The 21,689-nt window shown below is 61.2% G+C and carries 9 protein-coding genes; 6 read left to right on the top strand and 3 right to left on the bottom strand.

Annotated features, from left to right (window positions below):
- Nucleotides 1-2: 2 nt before the first annotated feature.
- The gene (locus tag P5540_10020) at nucleotides 3-1,472 is read right to left on the bottom strand and encodes an MATE family efflux transporter (protein HRT65151.1); all 1,470 of its coding nucleotides are present in this window, start codon (nucleotides 1,470-1,472) and stop codon (nucleotides 3-5) included.
- 120 nt (nucleotides 1,473-1,592) lie between these two features.
- Entirely contained in the window at nucleotides 1,593-7,514 is a 5,922-nt protein-coding gene (locus tag P5540_10015; protein HRT65150.1) for an Ig-like domain-containing protein, read from the bottom strand.
- A gap of 862 nt (nucleotides 7,515-8,376) precedes the next feature.
- Between P5540_10015 and argS the strand changes: the two genes are divergently transcribed.
- The 6 genes from argS to P5540_09985 all read left to right on the top strand — a co-directional run bounded on the left by argS (nucleotide 8,377) and on the right by P5540_09985 (nucleotide 15,358).
- Nucleotides 8,377-10,074, top strand: coding sequence for an arginine--tRNA ligase (gene argS, locus P5540_10010; GenBank protein HRT65149.1), 1,698 nt, complete (start codon nucleotides 8,377-8,379; stop codon nucleotides 10,072-10,074).
- Nucleotides 10,075-10,113: 39 nt separating this feature from the next.
- Nucleotides 10,114-10,620, top strand: a complete 507-nt coding sequence (locus tag P5540_10005; protein HRT65148.1) for a cytidine/deoxycytidylate deaminase family protein — start codon at nucleotides 10,114-10,116, stop codon at nucleotides 10,618-10,620.
- A 39-nt stretch (nucleotides 10,621-10,659) separates the two neighbouring features.
- A complete protein-coding gene (locus tag P5540_10000) occupies nucleotides 10,660-12,165 on the top strand; it encodes a sulfatase (GenBank protein ID HRT65147.1) in 1,506 nt (501 codons plus the stop codon).
- 120 nt (nucleotides 12,166-12,285) lie between these two features.
- The gene (locus P5540_09995) at nucleotides 12,286-13,041 is read left to right on the top strand and encodes a YebC/PmpR family DNA-binding transcriptional regulator (GenBank protein HRT65146.1); all 756 of its coding nucleotides are present in this window, start codon (nucleotides 12,286-12,288) and stop codon (nucleotides 13,039-13,041) included.
- A 15-nt stretch (nucleotides 13,042-13,056) separates the two neighbouring features.
- The gene (gene ruvC / locus P5540_09990; protein HRT65145.1) at nucleotides 13,057-13,554 is read left to right on the top strand and encodes a crossover junction endodeoxyribonuclease RuvC; all 498 of its coding nucleotides are present in this window, start codon (nucleotides 13,057-13,059) and stop codon (nucleotides 13,552-13,554) included.
- A 406-nt stretch (nucleotides 13,555-13,960) separates the two neighbouring features.
- Nucleotides 13,961-15,358, top strand: a complete 1,398-nt coding sequence (locus P5540_09985) for a hypothetical protein (GenBank protein ID HRT65144.1) — start codon at nucleotides 13,961-13,963, stop codon at nucleotides 15,356-15,358.
- 160 nt (nucleotides 15,359-15,518) lie between these two features.
- On the opposite strand, the gene P5540_09980 is transcribed toward P5540_09985, so the two are convergent.
- Entirely contained in the window at nucleotides 15,519-21,593 is a 6,075-nt protein-coding gene (locus tag P5540_09980; GenBank protein ID HRT65143.1) for an Ig-like domain-containing protein, read from the bottom strand.
- Between the last annotated feature and the right edge of the window lie 96 nt (nucleotides 21,594-21,689).

The raw sequence follows: 21,689 nt of genomic DNA, 5'->3' as shown, positions 1-21,689 counted from the left end.
GATCAATCCGCTTCAGGCGACGCGGCAAGCGTCTGTGCAGGGACGGGATGCCCGATGGGGACTTTCCAACGTCCGGAGAAATAGTAGGCCAGACTGACCATCGCTCCGGCGGCGAGGCTTACCAGCACCGCATACCAGACGCCTTCCACGCGGCCCATGTACGAGGAAAGAATCATCGCGAGCGGCACGCGGACCAGCCAGAATCCGACAAGCGTAAACACCGTGGTCGCGGCGGTGTGGCCGGAACCGTTGATGACGCCGTTGCTGGCGAAGAGGACGGCAAACAGGAGATAACCGAATGCGATGATGCGCAGATAGGTTTTGCCGATGGCGACGACATCGGCCTCCCGCGAAAACAGGCCGATAAGCCACGCGGGCGCCGAAAACGCAAGAATGGATGCGACCAGCGTAATGGCGAGGCTCGCGGCCACGCCGTTCCGGAACGTTTCGTGGACGCGGTCGAATCGCCCCGCGCCGATGTTCTGGCCGGCCAGCGTGGAAACGGCCATGCCGATGGTCATCGCGGGCATAAAAGCCAACTGGTCAAGCCGCATGGCGATGCCGAACGCCGCCGAACTGTGCGCGCCGAACCGGTTGACGATGGCGACGACGAACAAGATGCCCAAGGACACGAGCGCCTGTTGAAGCATGGAGGGCACGCCGATCCGAAGCGTGAGGATCGTCGTAGGCGCATCAAGCCGAAGGCGGCGCCAGTGGGGCGATACAATGTGCCGCCGCCGGTGCAGATAATACGCAAGCGAACAGAAGGCGCACGCCTGCGCAAACACCGTGGCGGCGGCCGTTCCGTCGAGCCCCATTCGCGGAAATCCCAGCCAACCGAAGATCAAAACGGGATCGAGAACGGCGTTGACAAGGAGGGCGCCCGCCTGAAAATAGAGCGGCGTTTTCGAGTCGCCGACGCCACGCATCACACTCGACAGAAAGAACATGCCGAACATGAACGGCGTGCTCCACAGAAAGAGTCGCAGATAACTGACCGCAAGGGGCGCGACTTCCGGCGGCGTCCGCATGCCATGCACAATGGCGTGCGCCGCGATATGGCCGGCCAGCACGCAAGCCACGCCGACGGCGCCCGTAAGCACAAGCGAATTCTGGACCACTTGATGGAGGCGGTCGAAATTTTTCGCCCCATACGCCTGCGATACCAAAATGTTGGACGCAAGCGTCAAACCGCCCGCCACGGCCATCAGCAGGAACAGGATCGGGAAACTCACTGTGAGCGCCGCCATGGATTCGGCCCCGAGGCCATTGCCGACCCATGCGGCATTGATGATGCTGTACGCCGTGTGGAACACGCTGCCCATCAGCATCGGAATCGCAAAGCGGATCAAATGCCCCATGACGCTGCCCGTCGTAAGATCTACGCCCTGAAGCGTGGAGGAAGGTTTGACCTCGTCGAAATCCATAATGGAAAGTATGATAACGAAACGGCCCGGGGCGATTACAGACAAATCTGATTTTACGCCCGCCATCCGCATGCAAATGCGGTAGGAATGCCGCGTCTTCGATAACAGCAGGACGCCGGCCCGACGGCCGGCGTCCTTGCATTCATTCGGTGTTTTGCGTACCGGTTACTTCCTGCGGCGTGTTGCCAGCAAGCCGCCCAAAGCCAGGCCGCACGCCATCAAGCCGAGTCCGATCGCGCCGGCTACCGGCAGGCCCGTTTCGGTGACCGTCAGCGAAGCGGAGTTTACGGCGACCATTCCGTTGTCGTCTTCCACCTCGACCTGATAACTGCCGGCGTCGTCGAAGGTCAGCGACACAAGGGTGAGCGTCGGTCCGGCGCCCAGGATGTTCGTGCCGCCCACCTTCTTCCACGCATAGGTCAACGGCGGATAGCCGCCCGTCGCCGACACGCTGAAGAGGCAGCTTCCGCCCACGACCGCGGTACGGTTTGCCGGCCCCACGAGTTGGAGCGGTTCCGCCACCTGAAGCGAGGCGGTCGCGGAAACGCGTTTCACGCCGTCATAGGTCACTTCGCACCAATAATCGGCCACGTCGCCCGAGGTCAGGCTCGGTATGGTGTAACTGGGCGAATTTTCGCCGACATTCTGCACCGCTTTGGCGGCATGATTGTCGCGTTTCCACTGATAATTCATCAGGGTCGCGCCACAATTGGCCGCCACGGTGAAGGTATGCGCGCTGCCCGTATACGAGCGTGCGCTGGCGGGTTGAACGGCAAAATACGGTTCGCGCCAGTTGTACACATAGCACGTTTGCGAGAAACTGACCACACAGGGCGTGCCCGCCGTGTCGGTCAACCCTTGGCCAACCGATATGCCGACCGTGCCGTCCAAATTCGGATCGGCCAGAATCACGTACACGTTGTACACGGGGCTGGATCCGGTAATGCTGACAATGCCGCCCAATGTGCCCTGCAAAGCCACCTTGGACGCATCGAACGCCGGCGTGACCGGCTCGCTGAACACCACCTTGAAGGCGATGACATCGGCGCCGGTTTGGGCCGGAGACGTCAGCGTAAGGGTTGCATACGGAATCGTCCGGTCTATCGTGTAGGCTTGACCCAGCGTATAGTTGCCGTTGCCCAAGCCGGGGCCGCCCAGCGGCTCCAGTCCGGCGTCGAGAATGGTATCGCGATCGATGACATCGAGGCGGATGGTTCCGTCGCCGGATCCCGTGCTCACGGTAACCGTCCGCGTGCTGCCTGCGCCCGTCACGTCGAGGATCGCGGCGCCGGCGATGCCGCCGGTCGTGTGCAGCGCGAAGTCGGCCGCCACCACGGGCGAAACATCCCCGCTGAAGATCACCAGGAAGTCCACCGTGTCGGCGTTCGTTGGCGATGGCCCCGTAAGGAGCACGGCCTCGACTGTCGTGACGGCGTTCGGATCCACGGTGAACAACATCGTCTGGGTCGTCTTGTTTCCGACGGTATCGGTGGCTTCGATACTTGCCAGATGATCGCCGGGCGCCAAGGCGTCGGAGACCTTTGCATTCCACCAGATGTCGTTGAGAGTCGCAGTATAGGTGTTGCCCTCGACCGTCACGGTGACAGCGGCCACGCCCACATTGTCGGCGGCCGTGCCGCTAATCGTCGGCGTGGTGTTGTTGGTTACGCCGAGCGGGTTGATGGTGACCACGGGCGGCGTGTTGTCCACCATGAACGTGTCGCTGGGACCCGCGGCAGCGGCCAGATTGCCGGCCAAGTCGGACGCCGTTCCGCCGTTGATGTTGATCCCCAGCGTGCCGGTGCCCGAGAGGGTATCTATGGTGACGGTTCGCGTCTCGGTGCCCGTTCCGCTGACGCTCACGAGACCCGCCGCGGTGCCAGTGGCGTTCAAGGTGACATCCGACGCGCTGAGCGTTATGTTGGCCGCGCCGGTATAAGTCACGACAAAGGACACCGGACCGTTGCGTGTGAGCGGAACGGAAGGCGGTTCGATCGTGACCGGCAGCGCACCCTGAATCCAGACGATGCTGAGCACGTTGGAGGCGAGGCACGGATTGCCGGCAAGATCGTCCACGGCGCCGGCAGCCACCCTGCACGTGACCGCACCCTCGGAATCGGGATACACCGGCATCGTATACGGACCCGCCCCGCTACCCGAGAAGGAGCCCTTGGTCCCGTTGGTTACCGTCACGTCGTCCGCGTCGAAGTCGGCGACCGGTTCGTCGAAGTTGATCACGAAATCGATCGGGTACGCGTTCGTCGGCGACGCCGGTCCCGTGACGGTTGGACTCGGGGCCACGCGATCCAACGAAACGGTGACGGGATCCGAGGTGGGATTGGCATTCTGGGCGGCATCGCGGACCACGCCCGCAAGCACCTGGCAGGTGACGGGCCCATCTGCCGGAGGCGTTACCGGCAACGTGTAGGGTCCGGCCCCGCTGCCCGACAGGGCGCCCTTCGTTCCGCCGATTACGCTGATGCCGGCTTCCGTCAACCCCGTGACCGGTTCGGGGAAACTGATCGTGAAAATGATCGGCGACACACGGGTCGCCACACCGGGCCCCGTCACGGAAGGCACGGGCGCCGTTCGATCCGATTGGAAAATCAGCGATCCGGTGGCCGTGTTGCCATTCCCCGCCTGGTCCTTGGCCACGCCCGCGTTGAGACGGACGGAAACCTCGCCATCGGCAACCGGATGCACGTTGAAATGGAACACTCTCGGAGACGTCATCTCGAAGTCGCTCAACGTGGCGTTTTCCAATGTCACATCGCTTTCGACAAAATTGGGCTGGCCCGCGAACCATTCCGGGATGTCTTCGTTGAATGTCGCCACCACCGGAATGGATGCGAAATTGTTGGGTGTCGTCGCGCTCGACGACAGGATGACCGTCGGGGGCGTCTTGTCTATCGTATAAACGCCGCCGGACGAGTAATTGCCGTTGCCAATGCCGATCCCGCCCAATGGGTGGTTGTAGATGTCAATGATCGTGTCCCAGTCAACCACATCGAGCCGGATGGTGCCTTCGCCGGTTCCTGTGTTCACTGTGACGGCCCACGTGTCGCTGTCGGCGATACCCGCGACGTTGACGATGGACGCTCCGGACACGCCGGTGGTGGTGAGCGCGAAGTCGTTCACGGTCACCCAGCGGACGCCCAGCGAGAACACCACGTCGAAGACCACCTGGCTGGCGTTCGTAAAAGAAGCGTCGGCCGTCGCCACGTAACTGACCTGCGTCTCCACCGTGCTGTCAATGGCGAAATAGATCCGCGCGGTGGCCGTCCGGCCCGCCGTATCCGTGGCGGTCACGTCGGCGATGTAAGAGGTAGGCGGCGCACCGACAAGCGGCTGATCGTTGGGCACTTGGGCAATCCACGTGCCGCCGCCAAACGTGCCGGTATAGGTGTTGCCGTCCACAATCGCCACCACGACGCTCGCGATGGCTAGATTGTCGCCCACCGATCCGGTGAAGGCCGGGGTCGTGTCGTTGATAAGACCGAGCGGATTGAACGTTACCACCGGATTCGTCAAATCAACGAAGATGTCGAAGAAACTGGTGGCCGACCAGTTGCCCGCGGCGTCCCGTTCCCGTACCACGAGACGGTGATTGCCTTCCGGGAGATCCGCATCGGGCGTAAACGAGGTGTCGGTGGTTTCGGTCCATGTGCCGCTGGTATCGAGATCGTACTGATAGACGCCGTTGCCGCCGCCGCCCGAAGTCCAACTCCATGTGGGACGCTGGTTGGTGGTGGGTGGCGCGGGCGTCATCACGGGTCTGGCCGGCGGGGTCGTATCGAGGGTGATGGTGTCGCTGATGACACCGGACCAGTTGCCCGCGGAATCCTTGAATTGCGCATAAACCGTCTTCACTTCGTCGCCCGGAGAAAGAGTCCAAGGCGCGCTCGGGTCGTAGGCCTGTTCGGGATTCCACGTCACGCCGTTGTTGCTGAACCGCATGCTGCCGACGACGTTATCGTCGCTGGCCTGCACCGCCAGGATCACATCGGTTGACATGCAAAATTCGCTTCCGCCGTTGATTTCAATGAGATCCGCCGAGGGGGCCACGCGATCCAGCATGATATTGAGGCTAATCGTGTCGGTGGACCAAAGGCCCGCATTGTCTTGGTACCGCACATAGACCGTCCGGGGCCCGTCGTCGCCCGGTACGAGGTTCCATGCCTTGCTCGTGGCGTACACCTCGTCGGGAGACCAGTCCACGTTGTCGTTGCTGAACTGCATTCGTGCAACGCCGTTTGCATCGCTGGCGCTCAGGACTAGGTTCACACTGGTCGTGTTGGAATAACCGCCGGTGGCGATGGCAATCGTTCCCGTTGGAGGCGTCGTATCCCGAATCGCCTGGGCCGCTATCGGCGCCGTGGACCAGTTGCCCATGGCATCCTTGTATTGCACATAGACCGTCTTCACGCCGTCGCCGGGCGAGAGGGTCCATGCCTTGCTGGTGGCATAGGCCTCTTCCAAGCTCCACAAGGAGCCGTCAGGACTGAACCGCATGCCCACGACGCCGTTCGCGTCAGTGGCGCTGAGCGTCAGGGTTACGTCATCCGAAGGCGGATACAGGCCGTCGTCAATGGAAATCGTTCCGGTGGGCGGCACCTTGTCAATTTCATATTCTTCGCCTGTACTGAAAGGCTCCGCAAGAGGCGTCGAAAGGCCGTCCACAATCGATCCATCGGCCACGACATCCAGACGTAGTGTGCCGCTCCCGCTGCCCGTGCGGACCGTCACCAGCCGCCATGCGCCCAGACCGTCCGGCCAGACGCTTTCAACGGAGGCGCCGGTGATGCCGCTCGTCGTCAGAACAAAATCATTCACTTCAACTCCCGTCACAAACTCGCTGAAACTCACGAAATACGTGACGGAATCCCAATTGGTGGGACTGGCCACGGCACGAAGCACCGAAGTAACTTCGGGAGGGGTTTTATCAACGGTGTACACTTCGCCGCTGCTGAAACTGCCGTTGCCGGTCACGACGGTTCCCGGCCCGCCCAGGGGATTTTCTTCCGCATTGATAATCGAGTCGTCATCCACCACGTCCAGCCGGATGGTGCCGCTGCCGTTGCCGGTGTTGACCGTCACGGTTCGTGTCGCGCCCGTGTCCGCGCTGACGCCCGCAATGGAAGCGCCCGTAACGCCGTTGACGGACAAGGCAAAGTCGTTGACGCCGACTCCCGTCACCGGTTCGCTGAAGGTCACGGTAAACGTCACGGTTTCCGCGCTCGTGGGATCGCTGTCCGCACGGACAATCGAAACAACCGACGGCGGTATCGGCAACATGGACATGCCGACCATTACGATGCGGCTGTTCGAACCACCGGTCGTTGTCGTCCCGAGAATCTCCGAATTGCTGCTGTTGGCCGCCATCCCGAACCATGACTCGGCCCGGATGCGGTTGCCGGATCCGCCGTCGCTGACTTCCCATGCCGTGGTAATCGTTCCGCCGCTCAAGGCGGGATTCGCGGTGGGCGTCGTATCGTTCGGCTGATCGCTTGAATATGACCAGAGAACTATCGATCCGTTAATAGCCGTGTTGATGGAAGGCAGCAGTACGGAACGCGGGTTGGGAAGAATGGGATCGCTGCGGAACTTCACCGCTTGGAATGGCCAATCCACGGCGCTGACGCCCCGCAGGGCATACGCGCCAATGACATAGTCCGTGGGTGTTGCGCCGACCCATGTCCAGTTGATCGGAATCGTGGCCCCTCCGGCCCAGTTTCCAGCGCAATAGAAGGTCTCAATCTGCACGTCGGCATCGTTTCCGTTGTGCAGGATGTCGCCGCCCTGAATGGGACCGGCCGCCGCACCGCCGACCGTCACGTTCACGTTTTCGGCCGCCAGCAATACAGCGGTGCAGTGAACGATGACGACGACCCCGTTCGCCGATGATCCGGCCGGCACCGTGAGATTGAACGGCGTTCCCGACGGCGCGCTTCTGCCGTACGTTACAACAGACACCGCGGCATCCGCGGAAAATCCACACAAGCCGGCCATGACGGCCAATGCCACACAAAAACACACGCTCTGCCCCAATGCCTTGGCCCCGGTTGCTTTTTTCACCTCGCTGCTCATATTGCGACGCCTCCTTATCCCATAGAACTACCAGTTTTTACAATCAAAAACTATTTGCACGCGCAGAATGGTTTTTTGTGTAAGTCGAGCCAGCCTGGCACGACGATTCCCCATCAATCATTGGAAACAATCCGTGTATCTTGAATCATAAAATGCTTGCCACATTACTTCCTTCAATGCACATCACCACCACCGAATCATACAGCAAAGACAGATTGCCCACCTGTACGAAACATCCCCTCCGCCACATTTCCGAATAGGTTCAATCGCCCTACTCGAATCTGCATATAATGAGTATACTCCAAATTGCTGATTTTGGCAAGTACTCTTTGAGAATTTTTTTGACAAAGGTTCGGTATATTCAAGTTTTTATTGATTTGAAAATATAAATTATTGACTATTCGTCTATAAATTAGCGGGGTTCTTGATTTTGGGGAACGGATCAACAAGCGAATAGTTCCATAAGGCCTTAAGCAGCATAAGTAAGAGATTATTTGCAAAACCGCAGCCCTTTGCATCCGGACGTCTGTTGGTGTTACAAAGAGAGACATTGAAGTCTGAGAACACCGAATGATCGAGGCGTGTTTCAGTCTCAAAGTCCCAAGAAACGATGTTTTCAGGATATGGAACCGTAAAGAAACATCCATCATGGAACGCCCACATGGCAGAAGGCAAATGTGGGACAGGCTGTCCAGCCTGTCCAAAACGGCGTGGTTTCGGCAAAGACAGGCTGGATAGCCTGTTATGCTTACCGAAACCCAAAGGATAGCGCGTACGCCTTCGGAACCGGTGAATCCATGCAGGAACCCGGAACTCTCACGGTTGGAACCGTACATGGGCATGAACAAGGACAACAGGACGCATGAATTTATTTGAACCTTTGGCGGCATGTATTTGCGAAGCTATACCCGGATTGGCGCCCGCGGATCTTCCGTTTGTGCCAGCCCCGAATCTGGAACTGGGCGACGTGGCCCTGCGCACGTTCGAGGCGGCGCGCAAACTGAAGGTTGCGCCCCCGCAACTGGCCGCGCGCATCGCCAGAGAGGTGTCGTTCGGCCCGGAAGTGGCATCAGTTGCGACGGCCGGACCCTACGTCAATTTCCGGCTGCACCGTGGACTCGTCGCGCGCCGTGTCGTGGCCGGGGTACTGGGGGAAGGTCGGCGGTTCGGCTCGAACGGGACGGGCGCGGGAAAGCGGGTGCTCATTGAACATACCAGCATCAATCCCAATGCGAGCCCGCATCTTGGCCGTGGACGTTGCGCGATGTTCGGCGACAGTCTCACGCGGCTGCTGCGGTTCGAGGACTACGACGTCGAGGTCCATTACTACGTCAACGACATGGGCCGCCAGATTGGCCTTTTGGTGCTGGTCTGCGAGGGGCGCGAGGATTTGACGTTCGATCAAATCCTTGAACTGTACGTTCAGGCCAACGCGCGCGCGGAGGCCGATCCCGCCTTTGCGCGGGAAGGATACGAACTGCTCGCGAGGATGGAAGAGGGCGATTCGGAAACGCGGGCGAAGTTTCGGTCGGTGGTGGATTTGTGCCTCAAGGGCCAGTTGGCGGTACTGGCCCGGCTCAACGTGGCCTACGACGTCTTCGATTACGAGTCGAAATATGTGAAGGATGCCCGGCTGGACGCCGTGCTGGACGCCTTGCGGGAAAAGGGCGCGCTGTTTACCGACGAGGAACAGCGGCTCGTGGTGGACCTGTCGAAGATCGGCCACACGCAGGAGGAAGGCCGCTATTTCGTTCTGATGCGCGCCAACGGCAGTTCGATGTACGGCTACCGCGATCTTGCGTATACGCTGGACAAGCGCGAGCGCGGCGCGGACATCAATCTCATGGTGCTCGGCGAGGATCACAAGTTGTATGCGCAACAGTTGGCGCTCATTCTCGGCGCCGCCGGACATCCCGCGCCGGAAGCCATCTACTATGCGTACATCCTGCTGACGGAGGGCAAGATGTCCACGCGCCAAGGGAAGGTCGTGCTGTTGTCGGAATTCCTCGACGAGGCCGCGCGGCGATCCGCTGAATGCGTCGCCAAACAATGCGCCGACATTCCCGCCGAAGAGCAGTCCGAAATCGCGCGCAAGGTAGCCGTCGCGGCCATCCGCTTCGCGATCCTGCGCGTGAATCCGAACAAGAACGTGATTTTCGACTGGGAAAGCAGCCTGTCGTTCAGCGGCGACACGGGGCCGTACATTCAGTATTCTTGCGCGCGCATCAATTCGATACTCCGCAAGCACGGGCAGGAAGTCGAAAGCGCCCCCGTTGAAGACGCTTCCCTTGAGACGGACGCGGAGTGGGCGCTCGCCCTGAAACTCGCGTCGTTTCCCGCGGTTGTGCGCAATGCGGCCGAGCAACGGAATTGCGCGCCGATCGCGCAGTTTGCGCTCGATGCCGCCCGGCTGTTCACGGCTTTTTACCATGCGTGCCCCGTGCTGGGCGCGGAAACGGACGCCTTGCGCGACGCCCGGCTTCAACTTTGCGTGGCCACGCGGACCGCGCTCGAAAACGCGCTGAATTTGCTGGGAATCGAAGCCCTCGAACGGATGTGATAAAATCCGACGGATCCGGCGGATCGTGGAGGAGATACCATGCCCGAAAAATACGAGCGTCCCTCATGGGACGACTATTTTCTGGAAGTCGCGCGCGCCATCGCGAAACGATCGACGTGCGACCGCGGCCGCATCGGCTGCGTGATCGCGCGCAACAAGCAATTGCTCGTTACGGGATACGCCGGGGCGCCGGCGGGCCTTCCGCATTGCGACGATATCGGCCACCAGTTCAAGAAGACCATCCACGAGGACGGACGCGAGACGATGCATTGCGTGCGGACCGTTCACGCGGAACAGAATGCGATTTGCCAGGCGGCGAAACTTGGCGTGTCCATTGACAAGGCCACGATCTACCTTCAAATGACGCCGTGCCGCGTGTGCGCGATGCTGATCGTGAACGCCGGCATTGTGCGCGTCGTGTGCGAGCGCAAATATCACGCGGGCGCCGAATCGGAAGAAATGTTCCGCCAGGCCGGCATCGCGATCGAATACAAGTACGACGAAGTCCTCGAATACGGCAACCAGGCGCCGGACAACGTCACCTGAGAGAAGACGCGCCGGCGTCGCAACAGAGGAGGTATAGCCATGCCTTCAATGAACCGCCGCGACTTTCTGGGAATGACTTTGGCCGGTCTTTGGCTGGGCGCGGGAAAGGCTTGGCCGGATGCAACCGCCCAATGCGATGGCCGTTTCAACGTCCTCCACATCATGGCCGACGATTTGTGCAGCCGGTTGGGCTGTTACGGGGATCCAATTGTCCAGACGCCGAACATTGACCGTCTTGCCGAAACCGGGGTGCGGTTCGAGCAGGCCTACTGCCAGTTCCCGTTGTGCAATCCGAGCCGCGCGTCGTTTATGACGGGCCTGCGCCCCGACACCATCCGCGTGTATGAAAACCGTGTCCACTTCCGCGAAAACGCGCCGGACGCCGCCACCATACCGCAGACGTTTCAAAAGGCGGGGTATTCCGCGGCGCGCGTGGGCAAGATTTACCACTATGGCGTACCCTCGCAGATCGGGACAAGCGGGCTCGACGATCCGGCGTCGTGGGAAAAAATCGTCAATCCGCGGGGACGCGACGTGGACGACATCGGAATGGTCGAAGTGCTGCAACTGGGTCCCGATGGAAAAGCCATGACGGTTACCGGAAAAGGCTTGAAGGATACCGGCGGGACCCTGAGCTGGCTGGCCGCCGAGGGCGGCGACGACGAGCAGACCGACGGCAAGGGCGCCGCCGAAGCGGCGCGCCTGCTCGAAATCCGGGCCAATGAATCGAAACCCTTTTACCTGGCGGTCGGCTTTTACCGTCCCCACACGCCGTTCATCGCGCCGAAATCCTATTTCAGCCTGTATCCCCGGGAAAAATTGGTCGTGCCCGCCATTCCACCCAATCTGAAGGACCTTTTTCCCGCCATGGCCCTTGCCCGTCAAAAAGCGGCGGAAGTAGCCATGGACGATAGTCTCCGCCGGCATGCCATCCAAGCCTATTTCGCTTCCACCACATTCATGGACGCGCAGGTGGGCCATGTGCTCGACGCGCTCGAACGCACGGGGCTCGCCGACAAGACCATCGTCGTTTTCCACAGCGACCACGGCTATCACCTCGGCGAAAAGAACCTGTGGCAGAAGATGAGCATTTTCGAGGAATCGGCCCGCGTGCCCCTGATCATCCGCGTGCCGCGCAACCGCGCCAACGGCCAAGTTTGCCGGCGGCCCGTGGAACTGGTTTCGTTGCACAAAACCCTTGCGGATCTCTGTGGTATCGCGCCGGACTCGAAAACAGAAGGGCACAGCCTCCGGCCGCTGGTCGAGAATCCGCAGGCCAAATGGAAGCACGCGGCCTTTTCCCAAGTGACGCGCACCACCGAAACGTATTCCGCCCAGAACCGGCGCAAATCCGCCCGGGAAATCATGGGACGGAGCGTGCGAACCGAACAATGGCGCTATACCGAATGGGATGAAGGCCGGCTTGGAAGGGAACTTTACGATCATGCCGCGGATCCGGCCGAGATGAAGAATCTCGCGGATGATCCGAAATACCGGAAAATCGCCGCGAAAATGCGCGCGATTCTGCACGGCGGAGGCCGGTAATCCCCGAATGAGGGACCGGGGCGGTTTGCGCGCGGCGGTGGCGGCGTGATATGATGCCGTGCTGACAACAACGGGTCCGGTTTCTATCGAAATCGCGGTATTCAAGGGAGAACACGCAGCATGTCCGGTCATTCCAAATGGAGCACCATCAAGCACAAAAAAGGCGCCGCAGACGCCAAGCGCGGCAAAATCTTTTCCCGCCTGGCGAAGGAAATCACCATTGCCGCGAAAACAGGCGGCGGCGATCCCGCGGGCAATCCGCGATTGCGCACTGTCCTGATGGAAGCGCGATCCGAAAACATGCCGAAGGAAAACATCGAACGGGCCATCAAGAAAGGCACCGGCGAGTTGCCGGGCGTTTCGTACGACGAGGTTCGTTACGAGGGGTATGCCCCCGGCGGCGTGGCGCTAATCATAGATATCCTCACCGACAACAAGAACCGCACGGTGGCCGAAATCCGCCATCTGCTCACCCGGCACGGCGGAAGCATGGCCGAAACCAACGCGGTTGCATGGAATTTCGAGCAAAAAGGTCTCATCGTGATTCCCAAAAGCGCGTGCAGCGACGATGAAATGCTCGAAAAGGCCATCGAGGCCGGCGCCGAAGACGTGGACAGCAGCGGGGACGAATTCCATGAAGTCACCACAGGCCCGACGGACCTGTATGCCGTGGCCAAGGCGCTCGAAGGCATGGGGCTCAAGGCAGAAAGCGCCAAACTGACGATGATTCCCAAAACGACCCAAAAGGTCGAGGGAAAATCCGTCGCCAATGTCCTCAAACTCATGGAAGCGCTGGAAGAACACGACGACGTGCAAAACGTCTATGCGAATTTTGACATCTCCGACGAGGACATGGCCGCCGCCATGGAAGGCTAGTGTTCAATACCATTCATGCGCGCTTTGGGATTTGATCCGGGTACCGCAACGACAGGGTACGGCGTCGTGGAACGCCATGGCGCGCGGTTGGAGCATGTCGCGCACGGGATCATTTCCACGCCTCCCGATCTTCCCTTCGCCGAGAGACTGCGCATCATATTCGAGGAAACCCGGGATCTTCTGGCGCGTTTTCGTCCCGATGCCGCCGCCATCGAAAAGGTCTACTTTTCGCAAAACGTGACCACCGGCATATCCGTGGCGCAGGCGCGCGGGGTCATCGCCGTGGCCATAGCCCTCGGCAATCTTCCCGTGGGCGAGTTCAGTCCGCTCGAAGTCAAGAACGCCGTCGTCGGCTACGGAAAAGCGACGAAAAAACAGGTCCAGGAAATGGTCAAAATTCTGTTGAACCTCGACGCCCTTCCAAAGCCCGACGATGCCGCCGACGCGCTGGCCATCGCCATCTGCCAGCTTCACAGCGGCACGAACCGTCCGTCCGCAATCCGCTCCCAATAAGGGGCGCAGGCTCGCCAGCATGTCAGTAACTTACAATCTGACTTCTACAAAAAACAACAAGAACGTGGGCAATTTGTGCAACCAATCGAAGTTCCACGATTTAGCGAGTGAGATAATCGCTGGGTTTTGAGAGTGATTACGATTACGAGCAGGATTACGAGCACGATTACAAGCACGAACACGAGCACGAGAAACTGGGTTGTGGGCGTTGCCCGCGTTAGGGCATGGCGTGCTTGATCAAACAAGGCAACGAGAACGCGGCAAGATGCCGTTTCTACCGTGGACTCGGCATCCTTGTCGCGTTCCTTACAGACGGATCCGTAATGGGGCTTGCATTTTCAGCGTGTTGGCGGCATCATGGTGGAAAGAAAGGCTCGGAAGGCTATAAAGCCGGGAGACGTGACGCATGGCCAAACCGACGGATATCTACCCGCGGGCGACCACCCTCTATTTTCTGCCCGTGGAAACGCGGGTTCCGCTGAAATTCGGAACCGAAACATTGACGCATGTGACCTGCGCGCGGGTCCGGATGCGCGTCGAGGACACGTTCGGCCATGCGGCCGAGGGCTGGGGTGAAACGCCGCTTAGCGTCCAATGGGTTTGGCCCAGTTCGCTGCCGTACGAGGAGCGCCATGAGGCGCTCAAGGCGTTTACGAGGCGATTGGCGGCCGAATGGGAACTGTTCAACGTCGGCGGGCATCCCGTGGAAGTCGGCTATGCGTTCATCGAAAAACGGCTGCCGAAACTGCTCGAGGCATTCAACCGTTCTCGGGGCGACGCCGAGCCCATGCCGTGGCTGGCGGCGCTCGTCTGTTGTTCCGCGTTCGACATTGCACTGCACGACGCCTACGGCATGCTGCATCAGAAATATATTTACGACACCTACACCCGTGAGTTCATGTCGTACGATCTGGCGCGCTATCTCACGCCCGCCGACGACGCGAACGTGTCGTTCCGGGACAAGTACCCGGCGGACTATCTGGTTTTTCCCCGTCCCAATTGCCTGCCGGCATGGCATCTCGTCGGCGGCAAAGACAAACTCGACGCCGGAGAACTCGACGACAGCGATCCACGGGACGGCTATCCGCTTCTGCTGGGCGATTGGATTGATCGCGACGGGCTGAAATGCCTCAAGGTCAAGTTGCGGGGAACCGACGCGGACTGGGATTATCAACGCCTGGTGCAGGTGGGACTGATCGGCATTGCGCACGGGGCCGACTGGCTTAGCGCGGATTTCAACAGCACCGTAACCAATCCCGTCTATGTGACCGACATGCTCGACCGGCTCGTGAAAGAACACCCGCGCATTTACGGAATGATTCTCTATGTCGAACAGCCGTTTCCGTACGATCTCGAAAAACACCGGATTGACGTTCACGCCGTGTCCGCGCGTAAACCGCTGTTCATGGACGAAAGCGCCCACGACTGGCCCATGGTCAGACTGGGCCGGTCCCTGGGTTGGACAGGCGTCGCGCTCAAGACCTGCAAAACGCAGACCGGCGCCCTGCTTTCGCTATGCTGGGCCAAGGCGCACGGCATGACCCTCATGGTCCAGGACCTGACCAATCCGATGCTCGCCCAGATTCCCCACGTCCTGTTGGCCGCGCACGCCGGCACCATCATGGGCGTGGAAACCAACGGCATGCAGTTCTACCCCGCCGCCTCGCTTCCGGAAGCCGCCGTGCATCCGGGCATCTACCAGCGGCGAAATGGATCCCTGGATCTCTCCACGATCAAGGGGCCGGGGTTCGGCTACAATCTGGAACGCATCGTGCGGTCGCTACCCGAGGTTGAGCCGAAATAAGGCTCTGGAGGCTGAAGGCTCGCGTCTTGTTCCATGGGCGGGACGGATCCGTGAATAGGTTCGCTTTCCGGCGAAAGTTCACCGGATCCACAACATCCACCCCGTCCACGGAGCGGTCGAAAACACCGCTTTCGACCGCCAACCTCCAGTTGATTTGATCTTATTGTTTACGTGACCGGTATCCTGCCGAAATCAGAAGGGCCAACGCCAAGATCCCGGCGGTGAAAGGCCCGGCTGCCGGCAAACCTTCAACGGCCGTCAACAGCGCGCCTTGCGATTCGACGGAATCCGTGCCGCTGTCGCTCACCACGACGGAGTACGTTCCGGTATCGCCCGCCTTGAGCGGCGTCAACAACAGGGACGGCTCGCCGGTCGCGTTCGGAATGGGCAGACCGTTTTTCTTCCATTGATACTCGAGCGGAGGATGGCCGCCCGCCGTGCGCACGGTGAAGATGAACGACCGCAGCGTTCCCGCGACGGCGCCGGCCGGTTGCCGCGTAATCGCAAGATGCGGCGCGACGGCGACCTCTGCCTTTCGGGTGGCGTGGCGCGTGCCGAAATGGGCGACCTCGCACCAGTACACCCCGGCCGATTCCATCGTCACGGGCGCCAGCGTAAGCGTGGGCGAATTCACCCCGGCTTCATGCACGATTTCGTCCGCATCCTCGTATTTCCAATGATACGCAAGCGCGGGGTTGGCCGTGGCCGGCGCGACGGACAATGCCGCCGTGTCGCCGGCATAGAGTTTCATGTCGCGCAGGTCTTCGCGGAAACCGGTCCAACGGTAGATGGTGTACAGGCCGGATACCGCCGCCGCGCACACGTTGCCCGCACGGTCCGAGACGCGCGCCGGGACAATCCCTATCGTGCCGTCGCCGCTCGATCCCGAAAGGTCCACCGTTACCACCCAGGAACCGTCCGCGCCCGTTACCGTCCATTGCGCGGCCTCGGCAAGCGATCCACCGGCCTCGACGGCGTCCGAAAGGTCATCGGGCAATAGGACCGGCTCGTCGAAGGTCATCAGGAAAGCGACCGTTTCCGCATCGGTTGGGTTGGCGCCGGGCAACTCGATGAGGGCCGAGGGCGCGATTGTGTCGAATACCCGCTCGAAATGGGCGGTCGTTGCCGCATTCCCCGCGGCGTCGTGCGCCGCCGATTCCATATCCACCGCCACCAGCCCCTGATCGCCGGGCAGCAAGTCGAACGTCGCGTAGGTTTCGGAAACGGTATCGAAGCGGTTCAGGGTTGCGTTGACCGGCGTAAAATCGGCGGCGGCAAGTCCCGCGATCGGTTCCGTGAAATGGACGGCCACGGAAATCGGCGCGGCATGGGTATATGCCGGCGCGGGCGATGTCATGGTCGCCATCGGCGCCACGGAATCGAAGATCCGGCGGAAGGGCGCCGCAGGCAGATTGCCGTTGCCGGCATTGTCCACCGCGACATTCGCGGCGATATCCATCGTCACGATCCCTTGCTCCATCGGGGCCAGCCATGCCCGGGCATAGACGTCGCTCACCGCCTCGAACGACGCCAGCGTGGCGTTGCCCAGGACCACGTCGGACGATTCGAATCCGCTGACCGGCTCGCTGAAGGTAACGCCGACGAGCATGGGGGAAGCGTTGGTCGGGTCCGGAAGCGAGGATTCGATCGCGACCGCCGGATGAGAGTGGTTCAGGACGATCGTGGCGGTTGCCGCGGCCGGCGCCAGCGGATTCCCCGCCCGATCGGTCACGTCCGATTCGTCGCCGACGGACAACGCCAGCGCGCCGTCGCCGTCCAGATTCGTTGCGTGAACGATATAGACGGACGGGCCGCCCGTCACCCTGGCCGGCTCGAAAGACACCGTTCCGGTCATATCCCACGACAAATCCATCGAGTCGAAACCGAGGATCGGTTCGCTGAAGTTTATGGTGAATACGACTTCCCGTGCATGGGTGATGCCGCTTGGATCGGATTCAATACAGGTGACCGCGGGACAGACGGTATCCATCGTCCATTCGACCGCGCCTCCGCCGGTAACGGCATTGCCGGCAAGGTCGGTGATGTCCGCGGCATCGAGCGTCAGCAGGTAATGTCCCGTTTCGGCGGTGATGGCATCCAGGCCGGCAAGCGTCCAATGGATGCTGTCCACCGTTGCGAGGGATTGCGCGCCGGCAATCAAATTTGATCCGCCGTCGCGCGACAGCGCGAGATCCGCCAGGTCGAAATGCGTCACCGGTTCGGTAAATGCGATTTCGATCGCGATTACCGGCATGTTGCGCAAATCCGGCTGCACGGGCGCCAGCGCAACGGATGGCGGCACGCCGTCGTACACGCGCCTGAACGGCGGCGCGGCCTGGTTGCCGGCGCCATTTTCGTCGTGCGCCGCATTGGCGGGGATGTCCGTTCCCACCTCGCCCTGGTCCGCCGGATACAAATCGAAGGAATAACTGGCTGAGTAGGCGGGCGCCGCCTTTGCCGCTCCGCCGCCTCCGCCGCCTGCCGCGCCTCCCCCGCCGCCCATGCCGCCTCCGCCCGCAACGAGATTCATCACGGTGCCGTTCACGGCGAGAATATCAACGGCCTCGAAATCCGCAACCGGACGGCTGAATGTCACCGATACCGGAATGGGGGCCAGATTTGTCAGTGCGGGCGCAATGGACTCCATGACAACCGTTGGCCCATCAATCGGTTCACCTTCGCCTTCACCTTCGCCTTCACCTTCGCCTTCACCTTCGCCTTCACCTTCACCTTCTCCCTCGCCTTCTCCTTCACCTTCGCCGCTGGGGACAAATTCGTACGCGCCCATGTCAACACCCGCGCCCTGCGGGCGAATCGTCCCTTCGAGATCGGTGGCTGGCGCGCCTTCCATCGTACCGGCTTCAATGCAGGGCGAACCCGGAACCAAATGGAGATCGCCGTTGGCCGCGTCGCGGAACAGCGGCTCCGCATTGATGTTGCCTTCACCCGCGAATCCGCCCTCGATATCGGAATAGGTCGCGGCAATCGCACCGGACGCGCCATAAATTTCGTCCATATTGTTGAACAGAATGCTGTTGGCGATTTCGACGCTGCCGGACGAGGAACACCAAATGGCGCCGCCGGACGCCTGCAACTGGCTGCTTACGGCATTTCCCTCGAATGTGGAATTGACGGCACGAATTCGCTCCACGTTGGCCGCCCCGCCGAGTGCGCGCCCCGGCATGCCGGGAAAGCCATAGCAAACGAGCGCATATCCGGGACTTCCGCCCATGCCGCCCTGGGCCCGGTTCTTCCAAAACACGCAGTTGACCAATTGCAGCACGGTTGCGCCGCTTTGCGCGATTGCGCCACCGTACGCATTGCCGCCGTTCGCGCCGTTGACGACACTGGCAATGCACTCCTTTTCGTAGGAATTATACGCGCCATTTCCGCCGTTGCCGCCCGTGGCGGAATTGTTCTCGAACCGGCAGTTCGATATCGTCACGGGCAGGCTGCCGCCGATGACCGCCGCTCCGCCGCCTGCGCCGCTTCCCGGCGTGCTGGGCGTGCGAACGACCGGATTTGGCGAAGAGTAACTGTAAAAGTTGGAGTACCCGTTTTCACCGTTTATTCCGCGCGCGCTGTTGTACTTGAACAAACAACGGTCTATCGTCGCGCTCGAATTGTTCACGTAGGCGCCGCCGCCGCCCACGGCCGAATTCGAGATGAAAGCGCAGTCGGAGATGCGGCAGTCCGCGCAATTGACTGCGTACAAACCGCCGCCATTCGTCGCCTTGCCGCGTATAATCGTAAAGCCGTCAAGGGTCGAACGGCTGGACAATGTCACACCGCGCCGCGCGTTTGCGCCGTCTATCGTCGCGACGTACAGGGATGGATTGCGCTGATCACGCGTGCTTTCCGTGCCGGCGAATCCGCCGTAGATGGCCACGCCCTGCCGCATCGTCACGACGGGATCGGTCGTGGCGGTATAGGTTCCACCGGCCACCCAGACCTCGCCGCCGCCCGCCGCAAAGGCCGCATCCACCCCTTCCTGAATCGTCGTGAAGGCGGTTGCCCACGTGAGTCCGTCGCGTATGCTCGACGCGTTGCTTCCGTTCACGAACCATAAGCCGCTTGCGTTGGATGTCACGACGATGTAGCCGGTCTCGACCGACGTGTTCGACCCGAACGCGTTGGTTACGGTGAGGGATACCGTGTAGGAACCGGCGATTTCGTAGGTGTGCGACGGATTCTGCTCCGTGCTCGTGGCGCCGTCCCCGAAGGACCATGCCCAACTCGCAATCGCCGAGGAACTCTGCGTGGACGTGTCGCTGAACTGGACAGCCAACGGCGCGGCGCCCGAAGTCGCATCGGCGCTGAAGGACGCCGCGGGCGGCATCCGATCAATCTCGTACAAAGCGCCCTGCAAATAGGCGCCGTTCCCCGCGCCCGGCCCGCCCAGCGGATTCCCCGCCCTGTCCGCAATCGAATCGTCGTCCACCACATCCAGTCGTATCGTGCCCGAACCCGTTCCGGTCCCGGCCACCACCGAGTACGCCGAACCCGCCCCGTTTACACTCACGACGGCGGCGCCGGAAATGCCCGAAGTGGCGGTCACGGCGAAATCGGCCGCATCCACGCCCACGACGTCTTCGCTGAACATCACGTTGAAGGCCACATAGGATTCCGCCGTGGGCGTGACGTCCGCACGGGATACGCCCGTGGCGACCGGTGCAATACTGTCATACATCCGCGCGAAATGCGGCGCGGCCGCGTTGCCGATGCCGTTTTCATCATGAACCCGATCCGCGGGAATGTCTGCGCCGGTTTCGCCTTGGCCCGCCGGGAACAAATCGAACGTATAATTGGACGAATAGGCAACCTCCGCCTTCGCCGAACCGCCGCCGCCCGCTGCCGCGGCGCCCCCGCCCCCTCCGCCACCGCCCGCAAGCAGGTTCGCCACGGCGCCGTTCGTTGCCAGGATGTCTTGAACCTCGAAATCCGCCACCGGCCGGCTGAAGGCCACCGATACCGGAATCGGCGAGAGGTTCGTCAGGGCGGGCGCGGTCGAATCCATGATTATCGTCAGCGGTTCAATCGGCGCCGGAAATTCATACGCGCCCATGTCAATGCCCGCACCTTGCGGGCGAAAGGCGCCTTCGATATCCGTGTAGGGAGCGCCTTCCGTCGTGCCCGCGTCAATACACGGCGAGTCCTCTGTCAGCCGGAAATCACCGGTGGCCGCATTGACGAAATGGGGATTGCTGGTGATGTTGCCCGTGCCGGCATATCCACCCTGCACGTTCGAGTAGGCGATGGAGGTCGCGCCCGTGGATGTGTTCGATATGCCGCCCGTCCACATGATCGAATTGACAATGCCGGCGGCATGGACCGACGCATTGACGACCCCTCTGGTGTTGTTTACGAATGTGCAGTTCATCACGGACATCGCCGTGCCGGCGAACCAGATCGCGCCTGTGCTCGATACCTGACCGTCAAGGCCATCACCGGCGCAACCGCACACCACGCTGCATGTGCCGGAACCGCCTGCGCCGGGATAGGCAAAATTATTGTAGAACACGCAGTTGACGAAACTTGCGGCGCCGGATGAACTGACAAGCACACCGCCGCCGCCGGCATTGCCGCCCGGGCCGCCATAGAACGTCACGCAGTACCCGCTGCCCACGCCGTTTCCGCCTGGCGCGCCGTAGGCGCCGTTGCCGGAAAAGAGGCAATTTTCGACGATGGGCGCGCCGCCGGAAACGATCAGACCCCAGTTGGTTGCGCTGCCTCCCGGAGCCCCGTTGCCGTAGGTTCCCATACTGGGCGGGCCGGCTGGCGTCCCATACGCCACGTTCCCCGAAAACACACAGTTGCGAATGGCGGGCGCACCCGAAGCGACTTGCATGCCCGGTGTGCCGGACTGGATGCGGAATCCGTCGAGCGTCGAGGCATCCGCTCCCGTCACGCATGGAGCGCCACCTGAAATGATGGTGGCGTAAGCCGTCCAGTCCCGCTGATCCCGCAAAGTCTCAGTTCCTGAAAAACCGCCATAAAGATGCACTGACGGCTGCATGACGATTAGCGCATAGGTTCCTTCCGCGACCCATATCTCGCCCCCGTCGGCGGAAGCGGCGTTGATGGCGTCCTGAAGGCCGGCATGGGCCGTGGCCCATGATCGGCCATCCTGCGCACCGGACGCATTGTCCTTGTCAACAAACCAGATTCCGGAATCGGCCAACCCCTCGCCCACCGAAACGAACGTCAGGAACACCAAACAAAGAAGAGAATGCAAACCTCGCGCGTATTGGCCGCATGAAACATCTAGGCCCATCATATCTCCTGTGCCGCAGCCCAGTTTCCTGTCGGCACATTGGAGCCTACTAGAAAC

The organism is Candidatus Hydrogenedentota bacterium (assembly GCA_035450225.1).
Taxonomy (GTDB): domain Bacteria; phylum Hydrogenedentota; class Hydrogenedentia; order Hydrogenedentales; family SLHB01; genus DSVR01.
The sequence above is the reverse complement of the archived record's forward strand: the minus strand, read 5'-3'. Positions and strand labels throughout refer to the sequence as shown.